The sequence below is a fragment of the Pseudomonas vranovensis genome (genome assembly GCF_040438935.1).
GTDB lineage: Bacteria > Pseudomonadota > Gammaproteobacteria > Pseudomonadales > Pseudomonadaceae > Aquipseudomonas > Aquipseudomonas vranovensis.
The window spans coordinates 3,773,443-3,790,697 of record NZ_CP159259.1 but is presented as its reverse complement, the minus strand read 5'-3'; the positions used below and the strand labels follow the sequence as shown (position 1 = coordinate 3,790,697).

At 61.5% G+C, this 17,255-nt stretch carries 15 protein-coding genes; 1 reads left to right on the top strand and 14 read right to left on the bottom strand.

The window, feature by feature from the left end:
- Positions 1-75 precede the first annotated feature (75 nt).
- The 12 genes from ABVN19_RS17655 to arcD (ABVN19_RS17600) form a co-directional block, all read right to left on the bottom strand.
- A complete protein-coding gene (locus ABVN19_RS17655) occupies positions 76-564 on the bottom strand; it encodes an RDD family protein (protein WP_028942860.1) in 489 nt (162 codons plus the stop codon).
- Positions 565-659: 95 nt separating this feature from the next.
- Positions 660-872, bottom strand: a complete 213-nt coding sequence (locus ABVN19_RS17650; protein WP_010220199.1) for a cold-shock protein — start codon at positions 870-872, stop codon at positions 660-662.
- A 348-nt stretch (positions 873-1,220) separates the two neighbouring features.
- Positions 1,221-2,345, bottom strand: a complete 1,125-nt coding sequence (gene gcvT, locus ABVN19_RS17645) for a glycine cleavage system aminomethyltransferase GcvT (RefSeq protein WP_105641214.1) — start codon at positions 2,343-2,345, stop codon at positions 1,221-1,223.
- 28 nt (positions 2,346-2,373) lie between these two features.
- Positions 2,374-3,750 (bottom strand): L-serine ammonia-lyase, encoded by a 1,377-nt coding sequence (locus tag ABVN19_RS17640; protein WP_105641213.1) that lies wholly within the window; start codon positions 3,748-3,750, stop codon positions 2,374-2,376.
- An 86-nt stretch (positions 3,751-3,836) separates the two neighbouring features.
- The gene (gcvP, locus tag ABVN19_RS17635; protein ID WP_105641212.1) at positions 3,837-6,692 is read right to left on the bottom strand and encodes an aminomethyl-transferring glycine dehydrogenase; all 2,856 of its coding nucleotides are present in this window, start codon (positions 6,690-6,692) and stop codon (positions 3,837-3,839) included.
- A 9-nt stretch (positions 6,693-6,701) separates the two neighbouring features.
- Positions 6,702-7,085, bottom strand: coding sequence for a glycine cleavage system protein GcvH (gene gcvH / locus ABVN19_RS17630; RefSeq protein ID WP_028942864.1), 384 nt, complete (start codon positions 7,083-7,085; stop codon positions 6,702-6,704).
- Positions 7,086-7,375: 290 nt separating this feature from the next.
- Entirely contained in the window at positions 7,376-8,884 is a 1,509-nt protein-coding gene (locus ABVN19_RS17625; protein WP_105641211.1) for a sigma-54-dependent transcriptional regulator, read from the bottom strand.
- A 112-nt stretch (positions 8,885-8,996) separates the two neighbouring features.
- Positions 8,997-9,359: a DUF5064 family protein gene (locus ABVN19_RS17620; RefSeq protein WP_028942866.1), complete on the bottom strand. Its 363-nt coding sequence runs from the start codon at positions 9,357-9,359 to the stop codon at positions 8,997-8,999.
- Positions 9,360-9,413: 54 nt separating this feature from the next.
- Positions 9,414-10,346, bottom strand: a complete 933-nt coding sequence (arcC, locus tag ABVN19_RS17615; RefSeq protein ID WP_028942867.1) for a carbamate kinase — start codon at positions 10,344-10,346, stop codon at positions 9,414-9,416.
- 85 nt (positions 10,347-10,431) lie between these two features.
- The gene (locus ABVN19_RS17610; RefSeq protein WP_028942868.1) at positions 10,432-11,442 is read right to left on the bottom strand and encodes an ornithine carbamoyltransferase; all 1,011 of its coding nucleotides are present in this window, start codon (positions 11,440-11,442) and stop codon (positions 10,432-10,434) included.
- A gap of 69 nt (positions 11,443-11,511) precedes the next feature.
- Positions 11,512-12,768: an arginine deiminase gene (arcA, locus tag ABVN19_RS17605; RefSeq protein WP_028942869.1), complete on the bottom strand. Its 1,257-nt coding sequence runs from the start codon at positions 12,766-12,768 to the stop codon at positions 11,512-11,514.
- 32 nt (positions 12,769-12,800) lie between these two features.
- Positions 12,801-14,228 carry an arginine-ornithine antiporter gene (gene arcD / locus ABVN19_RS17600; protein WP_028942870.1) on the bottom strand — a complete coding sequence of 476 codons (1,428 nt, stop codon included), beginning with the start codon at positions 14,226-14,228 and terminating at the stop codon, positions 12,801-12,803.
- A 442-nt stretch (positions 14,229-14,670) separates the two neighbouring features.
- On the opposite strand from arcD (ABVN19_RS17600), the gene arcD (ABVN19_RS17595) reads away from it, so the two are divergent.
- Positions 14,671-16,098 carry an arginine-ornithine antiporter gene (arcD, locus tag ABVN19_RS17595; protein ID WP_105641210.1) on the top strand — a complete coding sequence of 476 codons (1,428 nt, stop codon included), beginning with the start codon at positions 14,671-14,673 and terminating at the stop codon, positions 16,096-16,098.
- A gap of 84 nt (positions 16,099-16,182) precedes the next feature.
- Here arcD (ABVN19_RS17595) and ABVN19_RS17590 read toward each other — a convergent pair whose 3' ends face one another.
- Positions 16,183-16,578, bottom strand: coding sequence for a YbaN family protein (locus ABVN19_RS17590; RefSeq protein WP_028942872.1), 396 nt, complete (start codon positions 16,576-16,578; stop codon positions 16,183-16,185).
- Positions 16,579-16,637: 59 nt separating this feature from the next.
- Entirely contained in the window at positions 16,638-17,252 is a 615-nt protein-coding gene (locus ABVN19_RS17585; protein ID WP_028942873.1) for a biliverdin-producing heme oxygenase, read from the bottom strand.
- Positions 17,253-17,255 lie beyond the last annotated feature (3 nt).

Genomic DNA, 17,255 nt, shown 5'->3' with positions numbered 1-17,255 from the left:
TTGGTGCGGGCTTGCCCCGCGATAGCGGAATATCAGGAAGATCGCTATCGCGGGGCACGCCCGTTCCTACAGTGGTTATTTGGTGCGTTTGGGGACGCGTACCAGTTGGGTGTCGGAGTAGATGTCATGCCAGCTGCGCTGGCGCTTGTCGAACAACGACCAGATAAAACCCAGCCCCAGGCACAACCACGAGGCAATCGCGACCACAAAGCGCAACAGGGCTTGCCACAAGCTGATGGCGCTGCCATCGGCATTCTGCACGCGGATGCCCCACACCTGCATGCCCAGGGTCTGGCCACCGTGGGTCCAGAACTTGGCGAAGAAGCCGAACAGGACGAACACCAGCACCGTCGACAGCAACGGGTCGCCATCCAGGGCGCCGGCGTCGGTCATGGCACGCATGCGCGTTTCGCCGATGATTGCCATCTGGATCATCTTGTAGATGCCAGCGGTCACGATCAGCAGTGCGGTACACAGCAGGAAGTCATAGAACATGGCCGCCAGGCGCCGACCGAGGCCAACGGCGGGGAAGTCGCCCTGGGGCTGTAACAACGGCTTGGGCATACGCGGGGCCCTCCTTGCGCAAAACGCCCATTCTACGGAATTGCGCGCACAAAAAAGCCCCTGCTGTTACCAGCAGGGGCTTTTTATATCGGGAATCAGGCTTCCGCGATAACTTCGTCAGCCTGCATGCCTTTCTGGCCCTGCACGGCGATGAAGGTGACTTTCTGGCCTTCTTTCAGGCTCTTGAAGCCGTTACCCTGGATAGCGCGGAAGTGTACGAACAGATCCGGACCGCTTTCTGGAGTGATGAAACCAAAACCTTTCTCGTCGTTAAACCACTTGACGGTACCGCTCTGACGTTGGGACATTGTCTTATTTCCTTTGAAACTTAGAATTAGTAACAGCTTCTTCCAAATGAAAGAGTACTGGGCTGGGTTGCAGGAAAGTAAGAGACGTCGAACGGGTTGTAGCAATCTCAGCGCTACTGCCCAGGTCACGAACCATAGCGACCCATGCAAACACAGTGCAGTGACTCTACGCTAACTCTGTCGGCAAAAACAAGCCCTCAAAGCCGCTCCCGCTCTACCTTTTAGCGTCCGTTCGGTCGATTTTTTCCGGCTCATTCCAGACCATGCCGCGATGCTTTTCGAAAGTTATAAAACGCGTTCGAATTCGAAAACCCGAACGCACTATGACACAAAGTTTCAACTAACGATTCAGCCGCGGTAGTAGCGCTGCGCAACGAATGGCATCTTGCTGACTTTCATTGCAACACGCTTGCCACGCACGATGGCCCATACCGGGGTATCGACTGCGGTATATGCGCTATCGACATAGCCCATTGCCACGGGGCCTGCCAATGTCGGGCCAAAACCACCGCTGCATACTTTGCCGATAACAGTACCGGCCTCATCGACAATCTCGGCCTCTTCACGCACCGGCGTACGTTCCTGTGGCAGCAGGCCGACGCGTTTGCGTGCAACGCCATTTTGCTGTTGGGCGAAGATCTGCTCGGCACCCGGGAAGCCACCGGCACGGCCACCATCGGCGCGTCGCACCTTGGAGATGGCCCACAACAGGCTCGCCTCGATTGGGGTGGTCTGCGCGTTCATGTCATGGCCGTAGAGGCACAGGCCGGCTTCCAGGCGCAGGGAGTCGCGAGCCCCCAGACCAATGGCTGCCACTTCCGGTTCGGCCAGCAGGCGACGGGCAAGTGCTTCGGCCTGGTCGGCCGGTACCGAAATCTCGAAACCGTCTTCGCCGGTGTAGCCCGAGCGGCTGACAAAGCAGTCCGCACCCAGCAGTTGCACGGGCTGGAACTGCATGAAGGTCATCTTCGCAACCGCGGGCGCCAGGCGCTCCAGCACCTTCACCGCCGCCGGGCCTTGCAAGGCCAGCAGGGCGCGTTCCTCGAACAGTGGCACGATCTGGCAGTGCTCGCCGATGTACTTTTGCAGGTGCGCCAGGTCCTGGTGCTTGCAGGCGGCGTTGACCACCAGGAACAATTCGTCGTTGCCCAGGTTGGCAACCATCAGGTCATCGAGGATGCCACCGTGTTCATTGGTGAACATCGCGTAGCGCTGCATGCCCACGGGCAGATCGATGATGTCCACCGGTACCAGGGTTTCCAGGGCCTTGGCGGCGCCGGCACCCAGAAGGCGGATCTGGCCCATGTGAGAGACATCGAACAACCCGGCCTGTTCACGGGTATGCAGGTGTTCCTTCATGACCCCAAGCGGGTACTGCACCGGCATGTCGTAGCCGGCGAACGGCACCATGCGCGCGCCCAGTTCAAGGTGCAGGGCGTGCAGCGGGGTCTTTTGCAGTGTTTCGGTGGACATTGATGACTCCTTGGTGCGTGAGAGGGTGTCAGCATTCGATGATGTTGACGGCCAGACCGCCGCGGGCGGTCTCCTTGTATTTGCTTTTCATGTCGGCGCCGGTCTGGCGCATGGTACGAATGACCTTGTCGAGGGAGACGAAGTGCTGGCCGTCTCCCCGCAGCGCCATGCGCACCGCATTGATGGCCTTGACCGAACCCATGGCGTTGCGCTCGATGCAGGGCACCTGGACCAACCCGCCAATCGGGTCGCAGGTCAGGCCCAGGTTGTGTTCCATGCCGATTTCGGCGGCGTTCTCGACCTGCTGCACCGTGCCGCCCATGACCTCGCACAGGGCGCCGGCGGCCATCGAACAAGCCACGCCCACTTCGCCCTGGCAGCCGACTTCGGCACCGGAGATCGAGGCGTTTTCTTTGTAGAGAATGCCGATGGCGGCCGCGGTGAGGAGAAAGCGCACCACGCCATCTTCATTGGCTCCGGTGATAAAGCGCATGTAGTAGTGCAACACGGCCGGAACGATGCCGGCGGCGCCGTTGGTGGGCGCAGTGACCACGCGCCCGCCAAAGGCGTTCTCTTCGTTCACCGCCAGGGCGTACAGGTTGACCCAGTCCAGCACCGAGAGAGCATCGCGCAGGCTGGCTTCCGGGTTGCTGCACAACTGGCGATACAACGCTGCCGCTCGACGTTTGACCTTGAGCCCGCCCGGCAGGATGCCTTCGTTGCGACAGCCGGCGGCGACGCAGTCCTGCATCACTTGCCAGATGTGCAACAGGCCGCTGCGGGTTTCGCTCTCCGGTCGCCAGGCCGCCTCGTTGGCCAGCATCACCTGGCTGATTGCAAGGTTCTGTGCGGCGCAATGGCCGAGCAGTTCCTTGGCGGTCTTGAACGGGTAGGGCAGTACGGTGCTGTCTTCGACAATGCGGTCGGCACCGGCGGCGTCTTCATCGACGACAAAGCCTCCGCCCACCGAATAGTACTCGCGGCTACGAATCTGCAAGCCCGCGGTGTCAAAGGCGCGAAAGATCATGCCGTTGGGGTGGTAGGCCAGGGGTTTGCGAATCATCGCCAGGTGCTGCTTCTCGATGAATTCGATCTCGTGTTCACCCAGCAACCTGAGCCTTCCACTACTGCGGATAGCCTGCAGGTGGGCAGGAATGCTTTCGGTGTCGACGCTGTCGGGATGTTCGCCCTCAAGCCCGAGCAGCACGGCCTTGTCGCTGCCGTGGCCCTTGCCGGTGGCGCCGAGTGAGCCGTACAGCTCGGCCTTGACGCTGACCGTAGCCTTGAGCAGATCGTCGCGGCGCAGCCCTTCGGCAAAGCGCGCGGCGGCACGCATGGGGCCGACGGTATGGGAGCTGGAGGGGCCGATGCCGATCTTGAACAGGTCGAAAACGCTCAGTGACATGGTCGTACCCTCGTGTTGGGTGGGAAGCCATCGCGGGGCGAGCCTGCTCCTACCGGGTAGGAGCGGGCTTGCCCCGCTATCAGGACTCAGACGTCCTGATAGCTCTCGATCGACGGGCAGGCGCAGACCAGGTTACGGTCGCCGAAGACGTTGTCGACACGACCGACCGGTGGCCAGTACTTGCCTTCAACCAGGGTGGCCAGCGGGTACACCGCTTGTTCGCGGCTGTACGGGTGGCTCCACTCGCCGGCGATTTCAGCGGCGGTGTGTGGTGCGTTCTTCAGCGGGTTGTCGTCCTTGTCCAGGCTGCCGTTTTCCACTGCGCGAATTTCTTCGCGGATGCGGATCATCGCGTCGCAGAAACGGTCCAGTTCTTCCTTGGACTCACTTTCGGTCGGTTCGATCATCAGCGTACCGGCCACCGGGAATGACATGGTCGGGGCGTGGAAACCGAAGTCGATCAGGCGCTTGGCCACGTCGTCGACGCTGATGCCGCTGCTGTCCTTGAGTGGACGCAGGTCGAGGATGCACTCGTGTGCGACCAGGCCGTTGCTGCCGGTGTACAACACAGGATAGTGCTCTTCCAGGCGGCGGGCGATGTAGTTGGCGTTGAGGATCGCCATTTGCGAGGCGCGCTTGAGGCCGGCACCGCCCATCATGCGGATGTACATCCAGGTAATCGGCAGGATGCTGGCGCTGCCGAATGGCGCTGCGCAGACCGCGCCCTGTTTGTTCTCCATATGACCGTGGCCTGGCAGGAACGGTGCCAGGTGCGACTTGACGCCGATCGGGCCGACACCCGGGCCGCCACCGCCGTGGGGAATGCAGAAGGTCTTGTGCAGGTTCAGGTGCGAGACGTCGCCACCGAACTTGCCAGGGGCGCACAGGCCGACCATGGCGTTCATGTTGGCGCCGTCGATGTACACCTGGCCGCCGTTGTCGTGGATGATCGCGCAGATCTCGCCGATGGCTTCCTCAAACACGCCGTGGGTCGATGGGTAGGTGATCATCAGCGCGGCGAGGTGTTCACGGTGCTCGATGGCTTTGGCGCGCAGGTCGTCGATATCGACGTTGCCGCGGGCGTCACAGGCGGTCACCACTACACGCATGCCAGCCATGTGGGCGGTGGCCGGGTTGGTACCGTGGGCCGAGGATGGGATCAGGCAGATGTCGCGGCGGGCATCGCCACGGCTCTGGTGATAGGCGCGGATGGCCAGCAGGCCGGCGTATTCACCCTGGGAGCCGGCGTTGGGCTGCAGCGACACGGCGTCGTAGCCGGTGGCGGCGCAGAGCATGGCTTCCAGCTCGTTGGTCAGTTGCTGGTAGCCCTGGCTTTGCTCGGCAGGTGCGAACGGGTGCAGATTGCCGAACTCGGCCCAGGTCACCGGGATCATTTCGCTGGCGGCGTTGAGCTTCATGGTGCACGAACCCAGCGGGATCATGGTGCGGTCCAGGGCCAGGTCCTTGTCGGCCAGTTTGCGCAGGTAGCGCATCAGTTCGGTTTCGCTGTGGTAGCGGTTGAACACCGGGTGTCCGAGGATGGCCGACTGGCGCAGCAGGGCGGCAGGCAACCGGGCCTGGACGCCGTTGGCCAGGTCGCTGAAATCCGGGGCAGTCTGGCCGTCGGCGAACAGTTGCCACAGGGCCTCGACGTCAGCCTGGGTGCTGGTTTCATCCAGTGACAGACCCAGGCGCTGGGCATCGATCTGGCGCAGGTTCAGGCGCTGGGTGCGGGCCTTGTCGTGCAGGGCGGCGGTGGCGTCGCCCGTGGCCAGGGTCAGGGTATCGAAGAAGGCTTCTACTTCGACGTCGACGCCCAGTTGCTCGAGACCGGCCTTGAGAATGGCGGTCAGGGCATGGGTGCGCTGGGCGATCTGCTTCAGGCCCTGCGGGCCGTGGTACACGGCGTACATGCTGGCGATGTTGGCCAGCAGCACCTGCGCGGTGCAGATGTTGCTGGTGGCCTTTTCGCGGCGGATGTGTTGTTCGCGGGTCTGCATGGCCAGGCGCAGGGCCGTCTTGCCGAAGCGGTCGATGGACACGCCGACCAGGCGGCCCGGCATGTCGCGCTTGAACGCATCGCGGGTAGAGAAGTAGGCCGCGTGCGGACCACCAAAGCCCAGCGGTACACCGAAGCGCTGGGCGCTGCCGATGGCGACGTCTGCACCGAACTCGCCTGGTGGGGTCAGCAGGGTCAGGGCCAGCAGGTCGGCGGCGACCGCCACCAGGGCGTTGGCGCCGTGGAAGCGCTCGACCAGCTCGCGGTAGTCGAAGACTTCGCCGCTGCTGGCCGGGTACTGCAGCAGTGCGCCGAAGAATGCGCTGACATCGTCCAGCTCGCGCTCGTCACCCACGACCACTTCGATACCCAGTGGCTCGGCACGGGTACGCAGCACGTCCAGGGTTTGCGGGTGGCAATGCACCGAGGCGAAGAAGGCGTGGCTGCCCTTGTTCTTGCTCAGGCGCTTGCAGAAGGTCATGGCTTCGGCAGCGGCGGTGGCCTCGTCGAGCAGGGAGGCGTTGGCGATCGGCAGGCCGGTGAGGTCGCTGATCAGGGTCTGGAAGTTGAGCAGCGCTTCCAGGCGGCCCTGGGAAATTTCAGGCTGGTACGGGGTGTAGGCGGTATACCAGGCCGGGTTTTCCAGCAGGTTGCGCAGGATCGGCGCCGGGGTATGGCAGTTGTAGTAACCCTGGCCAATGAAGCTCTTGAACAGTTGGTTATTGCCGGCGATGGCCTTGAGCGAGGCCAGGGCATCGGCTTCGCTCTGGCCAGCGCCGAGCTCCAGCACGCTGGTGCCCTTGATGCTGTCAGGGATGACGGCGGCGCTCATGGCTTCCAGGGAGTCAAAGCCCAGGGTGGCGAGCATGTGTTGCTCGTCGGCCTGGCGCGGGCCGATGTGACGAGCAATGAATTCGTTGGCAGTGCCGAGGTAGATGGTCATGGCGAGTCCTCAGGCGTCAGCGTTGGCTTTGATCAGGCGGTCGTAGGCGTCCTGGTCGAGCAGTTGCTCGACGGCGCCGGCTTGGGCCGGGATGAAACGGAAGAACCAGCCTTCTCCCAGCGGGTCTTCGTTGACCAGCTCAGGGTTGGCTTCGAGCTGTTCATTGACAGCCACTACTTCACCGCTCAGGGGCATGTACACGCCGCTCGCGGCCTTTACCGACTCGACGGTGGAGGCTTCGGCGCCCTGGTCGTAGTTTTGCAGCTCCGGCAGTTGCACATAGACCACATCACCCAGGGCATTCTGGGCGAAGGCGGTAATTCCGACGGTGACGCTGCCGTCGGCTTCCGTACGCAGCCATTCGTGATCTTCGGTAAAACGCAACTCGCTCATGGAAACTCCTCGGGGCCGCAGGGGGCGGCAGTGGACATGGCTCAGGAACGGCGCTGAGCACTGGAATGAGTAATCCATTAGCAATAACGCGGCCATTTATAAAATATCGTTATAAATCAGCTAGTTATAAAATATCGTGAACGCAAGAAATCCCAGTCTGTAACGAAATCGCTACAGCCTGGGGTGATAAAAAAAGCTTAAAGGGATCAAACCCTTGCACTACGGCGTTGAAACTCGACTGTATTGATATCGTTACGCTGTATCGTTTTCAGTACGGTCGACCTGCGTATTCAGGATCGGGTCGGGATGCCGTACTTGCGCAGGCGATGGGCGATGGCGGTGTGGGAGGTTTGCAGCCTGCTGGCCAGCTGGCGGGTGGACGGGTAGCGGGTGTAGAGCTTCTGCAGCAGGCTGCGTTCGTAGTCTTCCATTGCCTGCTCGAGGCTATCGACCTCGCCGTCGTGTTCACGGGCTACCGAGGTGCCGGCGATGTCCAGGTCGCCGATGTCCACCAGGTTGCCTTCACAGATCGCGGCAGCACGGAAAATCACGTTCTGCAGCTGGCGCACATTGCCCGGCCAGCGGTTGCCCAGCAGTGCCGGGTAGGTGCCCGCCGTCAGGCGGCACAGTGGTCGCTGGATCTGGGTGCAGGCCTGCTGCATGAAGTAGCCGGCCAGCAGGAGGATGTCCTGGCCGCGCTCACGCAGGGGCGGCACTTGCAGGTTGAGCACGTTGAGGCGGTAGAACAGGTCTTCGCGGAAGGAGCCCTCGGCGACCATTTTTTCCAGGTCGCGATGAGTGGCGCTGAGGATACGAACGTTGACCTTGACCTCGCGATCGCCTCCCACCCGGCGAAAGCTGCCGTCGTTGAGAAAGCGCAGCAGCTTGGCTTGCAGGTAGGGCGACATTTCGCCGATCTCGTCTAGAAACACGGTGCCCTGGTTGGCCAGTTCCATCAGCCCCGGCTTGCCGCCACGCTGAGCGCCGGTGAAGGCACCGGGTGCGTAGCCGAACAGCTCGCTTTCGGCGAGGTTCTCCGGCAGCGCCGCGCAGTTCAGCGCCAGGAATGGCGCGCTGTGACGGCTACTGATGGCGTGGCAGGCGCGGGCCACCAGTTCCTTGCCGGTGCCGGTCTCGCCATGAATCAGCAACGGCGCATCCAGGGCTGCGACGCGCAGGGCGCGGGCCTTGAGGGTGCGGATCGGTGGTGAGTCGCCAAGCAGGGCATCAAAACCCTCAGCGTGATCGTGGTGCAGGGCCGAGAGCCGCTCGCCGATACGGTTGGGCTGGTACAGCGTCAGCAGGCCACCGGCGTTGGTGATGGGGGTGGCGTCGAGCAACAGCGTCTGGCCATTGAGCACCACTTCGCGCATGGGCAGGCGAAACCCTTGCTCGATCAGCGCTTCGAGCAGGCCAGGGTCGTCGAACAGGTCGACCACCGAGCGATCGGAGGGCTCCTGGCCGCACAGGTCTACCAGCGCCGGGTTGGCCAGCAGCACGTGGCCGGCGCTGTCCAGTGCCAGCACCGGGTCGCTCATGGCGGCGAGCAGGGCATCGAGCTGCAGGTGGCGGCGTTGGCCAGGGAGAATGTCCACGACCCGTACAGACTGCACGCCATGCACGTTCAACAAGGCGTCGTGCAGCTCTTCAAGTACATGGGGGCTGAGGGTCGGGGCGTCGATATAGACATTGGGTGGGACCATCTCCACCGCGTCCAGGTTGAGGTTGCGGGCGCCGAGCAGGGCCAGCACTTCCTGGGTGATGCCAACGCGGTCGATGAAGCTGACGTGGATGCGCATGGGGGAGGGGTCAAGGCTTACGAAGGCGGGGAGTATGCTGTGCAGACGAATCGCGGGGCAAGCCCGCTCCTACACTGTAGGAGCGGGCTTGCCCCGCGACGAATTCGCAAACTTACTCGAAATGTTCCGGTTTGATCGGATCGCCGGATTTCATGTTCAGCTGTACGCGGACGTCCTCGAACATGGCGTCGTAGTGCTTGTGTACCGAGCCAATGCTGCTATAGGCCTTGGGGATGCCGTACTTCTCGGCAATCTTGGTCACGTTGCTGGCGAAGTTGTATGCCTGCTCCTTGGGCAGGAAGAACGACTCACTCATGTCCTTGCCCTGGATCGAGCCGTGCATTTTGAACTGCATGCCCTTGCCTTCCTTGGGGTCGGTGGCAACTTCGTAGTCGATGTTCAGGTCGTAGCTGACGTCGTCCTTGGTCAGGGCATGACGCTCGATATGCAGGTGACCGGGGGTGAACTGGGCCATGGCGGGCTCCTCTGGAAGGTTGAAACGGGCGGACCTTCAGTCCGCCCAACTGCATCAACGGTAGCTTATTCCAGGTTTGGCCGTGCTGACACGGGTACCGGCAGTACCTTTGACGATATCTTCGATGTCAGCCAGCGAGCCAATCACCGCGACCTTGCCGGTGTTGCGGGCAAACTCGCAGGCGGCCTGGACTTTCGGGCCCATGGAACCAGCGGCAAAGCCCAGGCGTTCCAATTCGTCAGGGTGAGCCTCGGCGACGGCCTTCTGGGTGGGTTTGCCCCAGTCGATATAAGCCGCATTGACGTCGGTGGCGATCACCAGCAGATCGGACTTGAGCTCCTGGGCCAGCAAGGACGAGCACAGGTCTTTGTCGATCACCGCTTCCACGCCGCTGAGCTTCTTGCCGCTCTCGTCGTACATGGTCGGGATACCACCACCGCCGGCGCAGATCACCACGGTTTTCTTTTCCAGCAGCCAGGTGATCGGACGGATTTCAAAAATGCGTTTTGGACGTGGGCTGGCGACCACTCGGCGGTACTTGTCACCGTCGGGTTTGACGACCCAGCCCTTTTCCTTGGCCAGGCGCTCGGCGTCTTCCTTGCTGTAGACCGGGCCGATGAACTTGGTCGGGTCCTGAAAGGCCGGGTCCTTGCCATCGACTTCAACCTGGGTCAGGAGCGTTGCGAACGGCACTTCGAACTCGAGCAGGTTGCCCAGTTCCTGTTCGATGATGTAGCCAATCATGCCTTCGGTTTCAGCACCGAGCACGTCCAGTGGATAGGCTTCGTCCGGCTTGTAGGATTGCGCTTGCAGCGACAGCAGGCCGACTTGCGGGCCGTTGCCGTGGGCAATGACCAGTTCGTTGCCCGGATGGATCTTGGCGATCTGCTCGGCGGCGATGCGGATATTGGCGCGCTGATTGTCCGCAGTCATGGGTTCGCCACGGCGCAGCAGGGCGTTACCGCCCAATGCAACAACGATACGCATGATGGATTCCTTCTAGCAAAGGGGGGTGTAGGAGCGGGCGTGCCCCGCGATAAAGCTTTCGCGGGGCACGCCCGCTCCCACAGGATTACAAGTCAGCGAGGGTCGAAACCAGAATCGCCTTGATGGTGTGCATGCGGTTCTCCGCTTGCTCGAAGGCGATGCAGGCTGGGGACTCGAACACGTCGTCGGTGACTTCGATACCGTTGGCCAGGTTCGGGTACTGCTCGGCGATCTGCTTGCCGACCTTGGTGTCGGAGTTGTGGAACGCAGGCAGGCAGTGCATGAACTTGGTCCGTGGGTTGCCGGTGGCTTTCATCAGCTCGGCGTTGACCTGGTAGGGCAGCAGTTGCTGGATACGCTCGGCCCAGGCTTCAACCGGCTCGCCCATCGATACCCAGACGTCGGTGTGGATGAAGTCGACCCCCTTGACCGCGGCTTTCGGGTCTTCGGTCAGGGTGATGCGTGCGCCACTTTCTTCCGCGTATTTCTTGCAACGTGCGACCAGGTCGTCATGGGGCCACAGGGCTTTGGGGGCGCAGATACGCACGTCCATGCCCAGCTTGGAACCGACCAGCAGCAGCGAGTTGCCCATGTTGTTGCGGGCGTCGCCCAAGTAGACGTAGCTGATCTCGTGGATTGGCTTGTCGGCGTGCTCACGCATGGTCAGCACGTCGGCGATCATCTGGGTCGGGTGGTATTCGTCGGTCAGTCCGTTGAATACGGGAACGCCTGCGAACTTGGCCAGCTCTTCGACGATTTCCTGCTTGAAGCCACGGTATTCGATGGCGTCGTACATGCGGCCCAGGACACGGGCGGTGTCCTTCATGCTTTCTTTGTGGCCGATCTGCGAGGAGTTGGGGTCGATGTAGGTGACGTTGGCGCCCTGGTCGTAGGCGGCCACTTCAAAGGCGCAACGGGTGCGGGTCGAGGTTTTCTCGAAAATCAGCGCAATGTTGTTGCCTTTGAGGTGCTGCTGCTCGGTGCCGGTGTACTTGGCACGTTTCAGGTCGCGGGACAGGTCCAGCAGGTAGCGCAACTCGCGAGGGGTGTGGTGTTCCAGGCTCAGCAGGTTACGGTTGTGGATGTTGAACGCCATGATGATTCTCCTTGGATGCGGTGATCGGCCCGGCCGGCACCGGGTAGGTGCGGCCGGGTTGATGGTCGTTTAGTAGTCGATAGGGTCACGAACGATTGGGCAGGTCATGCAGTGACCGCCGCCCCGGCCCCGGCCCAGTTCGCCGGCGCTGATGGTGATGACCTCGATACCGGCCTTGCGCAGCAGGGTGTTGGTGTAGGTGTTGCGGTCGTAACCGATGACCACGCCAGGCTCCACGGCCACCACGTTGTTGCCGTCATCCCACTGCTCGCGTTCGGCGGCAAAGCTGTTGCCACCGGTTTCGACGACGCGCAGTTTCTTCAGGTTGAGGGACTCGGCCACCACTTCGATGAAGGTTTTGTTTTCGCGACGCACGTCCATGCCATACGGCTTGCTGCTGTCTGGACGGATGACGAACGGTACGATTTCCTTGACCACTTCAGGGAAGACAGTGACCAGGTCGCGATCGCAGAAGCTGAATACGGTGTCCAGGTGCATCGCTGCACGGGACTTCGGCAGGCCGGCGACGACGACTTTCTCGACAGCGCCTTTGGCGAACAGCGATTGCGCCAGTTGGCCGATGGCCTGGCGCGAGGTGCGCTCACCCATACCGATCAGTACCACGCCGTTGCCGATCGGCATGACGTCGCCGCCTTCGAGAGTGGCCTTGCCGTGGTCCTGGTCAGGGTCGCCGTACCAGACTTCAAAGTCGGCACCGGTGAACTCGGGGTGGAACTTGTAGATGGCGGTGGTCAGCAGGGTTTCCTGACGTCGCGCCGGCCAGTACATCGGGTTGAGCGTTACGCCGCCGTAGATCCAGCACGTGGTGTCGCGAGTGAACTGGGTGTTGGGCAGCGGGTCCAGCAGGAAGCTGGAATGGCCCAGGTAGTCGCGGTACATCTTGATGACACCGGAGCCTTCGCTCTCCGGCAGGTCTTCACCGGCCACGCCGCCGATCAGGAACTCGGCCAGATGACGTGGTTCCAGGCCTTCGAGCCAGCTGCGCACTTCGTTGGTCAGGCCGACACCGACGGTGTCCGAAGTGATCTTGCGGTCCAGGATCCATTTCAGTGCTTCAGGTTGCGCGACGATGTCGGTCAGCAGGTTGTGCATCTCCAGCACTTCGATGCCGCGCTCGCGCATTTTGGTGACGAAATCGAAGTGGTCGCGCTTGGCCTGGTTGACCCAGATGACGTCGTCGAACAGCAGCTCGTCGCAGTTGCTCGGCGTCAGGCGCTGGTGCGCCAGGCCAGGGGAGCAGACCATTACTTTGCGCAGTTTGCCGGCTTCGGAATGTACGCCGTACTTAACTTTTTCCGTGGACATGGTTCATTTCCTCCAAGTTTCGAATACGGGGGTTACAGAGTCAGGAAGCCGTCGTAGAGACCATAGGCAGCCACCAGGGCGCCTACTACCACGGCGGCGAAAAGCAGTTTCTCCACGTTGGTAAAGATGGGTTGGCCGATCTCGCGCTTGGCCTTGGCGAACAGGATCACGCCAGGGGCATAGAGCAGGGCCGAGAGCAGCAGGTATTTGACGCCACCGGCGTACAGCAGCCAGATCGCGTAGACCAGGGCGATGCCGCCGATGATCAGGTCTTTCTTGCGTTCGGCCAGGGCTTGTTCATAGGTTTCGCTACGCCATGCCAGCAGGAAGGCATAGGCCGCCGACCAGAGGTAAGGCACCAGGATCATCGAGGTGGCGAGGTAGATCAGCGACAGGTAGGTACTGGCCGAGAACAGGGTGATGACCAGGAAGATCTGCACCATGGCGTTGGTCAGCCACAGGGCGTTGGCCGGCACATGGTTGGCGTTCTCGCGGCGCAGGAACTCCGGCATGGTGTGGTCTTTGGCAGCGGCGAACATGATCTCGGCGCACAACAGTACCCAGGAGAGCAGGGCACCGAGCAGCGAGATGATCAGGCCGACGCTGATCAGCACTGCACCCCAGTGGCCGACCACGTGCTCAAGCACGGCTGCCATCGAAGGGTTCTGCAGTTTGGCCAGCTCAGGCTGAGTCATGATGCCCAGCGACAGCACGTTCACCAGTACCAGGAACAGCAGCACGGTGATAAAGCCGATCACGGTGGCCTTGCCCACGTCCGAGCGTTTTTCGGCCCGTGCCGAGAAGATGCTCGCGCCTTCGATGCCGATGAACACCCAGACGGTGACCAGCATCATGTTGCGCACCTGGTTCATCACGCTGCCCAGGTCCGGGTTCATGGTGCCCCAGATGTCAGCGGTGAAGATGTCCAGTTTGAAGGCGAACAGGGCGATCAGGATGAACAGTGCCAGTGGCACGACCTTGGCCACGGTGGTGACCAGGTTGATGAAGGCCGCCTCCTTGATGCCGCGCAGTACCAGGAAGTGTACGGCCCACAGCAATACCGAGGCGCCGATGATGGCCGCCGGGGTGTTGCCCTCGCCAAAGATCGGGAAGAAGTACCCCAGGGTACTGAACAACAGGACGAAGTAGCCCACGTTGCCCAGCCAGGCACTGATCCAGTAGCCCCAGGCCGAGGAGAAGCCCATGTAATCGCCAAAGCCGGCCTTGGCGTAGGCATACACCCCGCCATCAAGGTCCGGCTTTCGGTTGGCCAGGGTCTGGAACACAAATGCCAGGGTCAGCATGCCGATGGCGGTGATACCCCAGCCGATCAGAACAGCGCCGACATCGGCACTGGCAGCCATATTTTGTGGCAGCGAAAAGATACCGCCGCCGATCATCGAGCCGACGACAAGTGCAACCAGGGCACCGAGTCGTAGTTTTCCGGGAGCGTCTGACATTGAATAACTCCGTACCGGGAGAAGAGATGACGCTAGAGTAAATCCAGCGGCGAAGTCATAAGCTGATTCAGGTCAGTTCATGGGGACATTCCATTGCAGTTCATCGACTGAAAGAGCCTCCCGGAGTATGCCGACGGCAATACTGCAAGCCTTGCGCACTGGCACCTCCATGGTGATTTAGAGCATTCGCTCTGACAGGCTGCGAGATTTGAAGCTAGTCCGTTTCACAGGTTTAGCAAATTTTTAGCGAGAATTTTTCTTATTACCTTGAAGCGGTGGAGATAGTGCACAAAACTCACCAAATAGTTCGTCTGGCATAGACGTCATAGTTATGAGCGCTATAGTCTTAAAGGCCAATAACATATAAACGCGAACGTACCTGCTTTATTTAACTCAGGGTGCCGCCCTGAGGTTACAAAGACGAGACAGAGAGGGGATCTGCATGTCCGAATCAGGACAAAAACTGCGCCTTGGCGCGTTGATCGCGCTGGTGGTCGGCTCGATGATCGGCGGCGGGATTTTTTCCCTGCCGCAGAACATGGCTGCCCGCGCTGACGTTGGCGCTGTATTGATCGGTTGGGGGATCACGGCGGTCGGTATGCTGGCCCTGGCATTTGTGTTCCAGACCCTGGCCAACCGCAAGCCGGAGCTCGACTCGGGGGTCTACGCCTACGCCAAGGCCGGTTTTGGCGACTACATGGGATTTTCATCTGCCTGGGGCTACTGGATCAGCGCCTGGCTGGGCAACGTGGGTTACTTCGTGCTGCTGTTCAGCACCCTGGGCTTTTACTTTCCGGTGTTTGGCGAGGGCAACACGCCGATCGCCATTGCCTGTGCTTCATTGCTGCTGTGGGCAGTGCATTTTCTGGTGCTGCGTGGCATCAAGGAAGCAGCGTTCATCAACCAGGTGACCACCGTGGCCAAGATCGTGCCGCTGGTGATGTTCATCGTGATTGCCGCCGTGGCCTTTCGCGCCGATATCTTCACCCGTGACATCTGGGGCTTGAGCAACCCGAAATTCGGCAGCGTGCTCGATCAGGTGCGCAATATGATGCTGGTGACGGTATTCGTGTTCATCGGTATCGAAGGTGCCAGCGTGTACTCGGGGCGTGCGCAGAAGCGCTCGGACGTGGGCAAGGCCACGGTGATCGGCTTCATCGGCGTGCTGGCCTTGCTGGTGATGGTCAACGTCCTGTCGCTGGGCGTCATGACCCAGCCAGAGCTGGCGGCATTGCAGAACCCGTCGCTGGCGTCGGTGCTGGAGCACATCGTCGGGCCGTGGGGGGCATTGCTGATCAGCATCGGCCTGGCGATTTCGTTGCTCGGGGCATTGTTGTCGTGGGCATTGCTGTGTGCCGAGATCCTGTTTGCCACGGCTCGTGACCAGACCATGCCGCGTTTTCTGGCCCATGAAAACGCCAACCATGTGCCGTCCAATGCGCTGTGGCTGACCAACATCATGATTCAGCTGTTCCTGCTGATCACACTGTTTTCGGCGGGCACCTACACCAGCCTTATTTACCTGGCTTCCTCGATGATCCTGGTGCCGTACCTGTGGTCGGCCGCGTATGCCGTGCTGCTGGCGGTGCGGGGAGAGTCGTATGGAGGGAACCCTGGCGCACGGCGCAAGGACCTGGTGATTGCCGCCATCGCCCTGGTGTATGCGGTCTGGCTGCTTTACGCCGGGGGCTTGAAGTACTTGCTGTTGTCGGCACTGTTGTATGCGCCGGGCGTGATCCTGTTTGCCCGGGCCAAGCACGAGCAGGGACAGTCGCTGTTCACCCACTGGGAGAAAGTGATTTTTGCTGCAGTGCTGGCGGGGGCTGTGTTGGCGGCGTATTCGCTCTATAGCGGAATGCTCACCCTGTAGAAATGGATTCGCCGAGTTACGACCGCTTTGCGGTCGATCGCCGGCAAATCCGCCTCCCACAAAGTCTGGGCAACACCGTCACTTTTAGCACTGTTCAGGGGCTGCTTCGGGTCGCGACCAGATCCACAGGTTGCCCAGGGCCATGCCGCCAATGGCCAGGAATACCGGCCAACCGTGGTCCAGGAACACCAGCATCACTGTTGCACACAGCACCATGCTGGCGGTGGCGCTGAGCTTGGCGCGTCGCTGGATGACCTTGCCGTTGCGCCAGTTATGCAGGATCGGGCCGAACAACCGGTGGTTCTCCAGCCAGGCGCTCAGGCGCGGAGAACTGCGGGTGGCAGCCCAGGCGGCAAGCAGGATGAACTCGGTGGTGGGCAGTCCGGGCACGACGATGGCGACCAGGCCGATGGCCAGGCTGACGTAGGCCAGAAGGCCAAACAGCAGGCGCGAGAGTTTGGAGGCGGCAGGGCGGGTCATGGGCTTTTCAGGTGCACGGGCAAGGCCCGGTTACCACGAGGGTAACCGGGTACGGTGCATCAGGCCAGTTCGGCTTTAGGCGCAGTCGCGTAGGCATGTTTGAGCAACTCGGTGAAGCGCTCGAAGGCAGCCACGGCGCCTTGTTCGGCCTTGGCTTCTTCTTCCGGGCTCAGTTCCAGGCCGTCGAGGATGCGGGTGAATTGTTTCCAGCCTTCGGCACGGCCACCGGCCGGTTCGCCCAGGTGACGAGCGCCGAAAGTATCCGACAGGCCCAGTCCAACTGCACGCTTGATCAGGAAGGCGGCGCCGAGCTTGGAGCCTTCGGAGACGAAGATCCAGCCCATGGCTTCACCCAGGCTCGGGCTTTGCACCGCACCCGGGAAGGCGTCAGGAATGACGGTGTCCAGGTCGGCCAGGTCGAGGGCAGCCTGTTCGGCACGGCAGCGTTCGGCCAGGTCGGGGACGATGGCGGTCAACTCAGGGTTGGTGTACAGCGCCTTGAGTTCGTTCTGGAACAGGTACTGGGCCACCACGAAACGGGCGAAGCTTTCGCGGGTCTCGAATGGGGCATGGGATTTGACCAGTGCATCCAGCTCGGTATGCGGGGCATGGGTCAGCTGGTTGAGGCGTTGCGAACGCAGGCTGGCGCGTTCGGTGGTGGTTGCGGCGGTCATGGT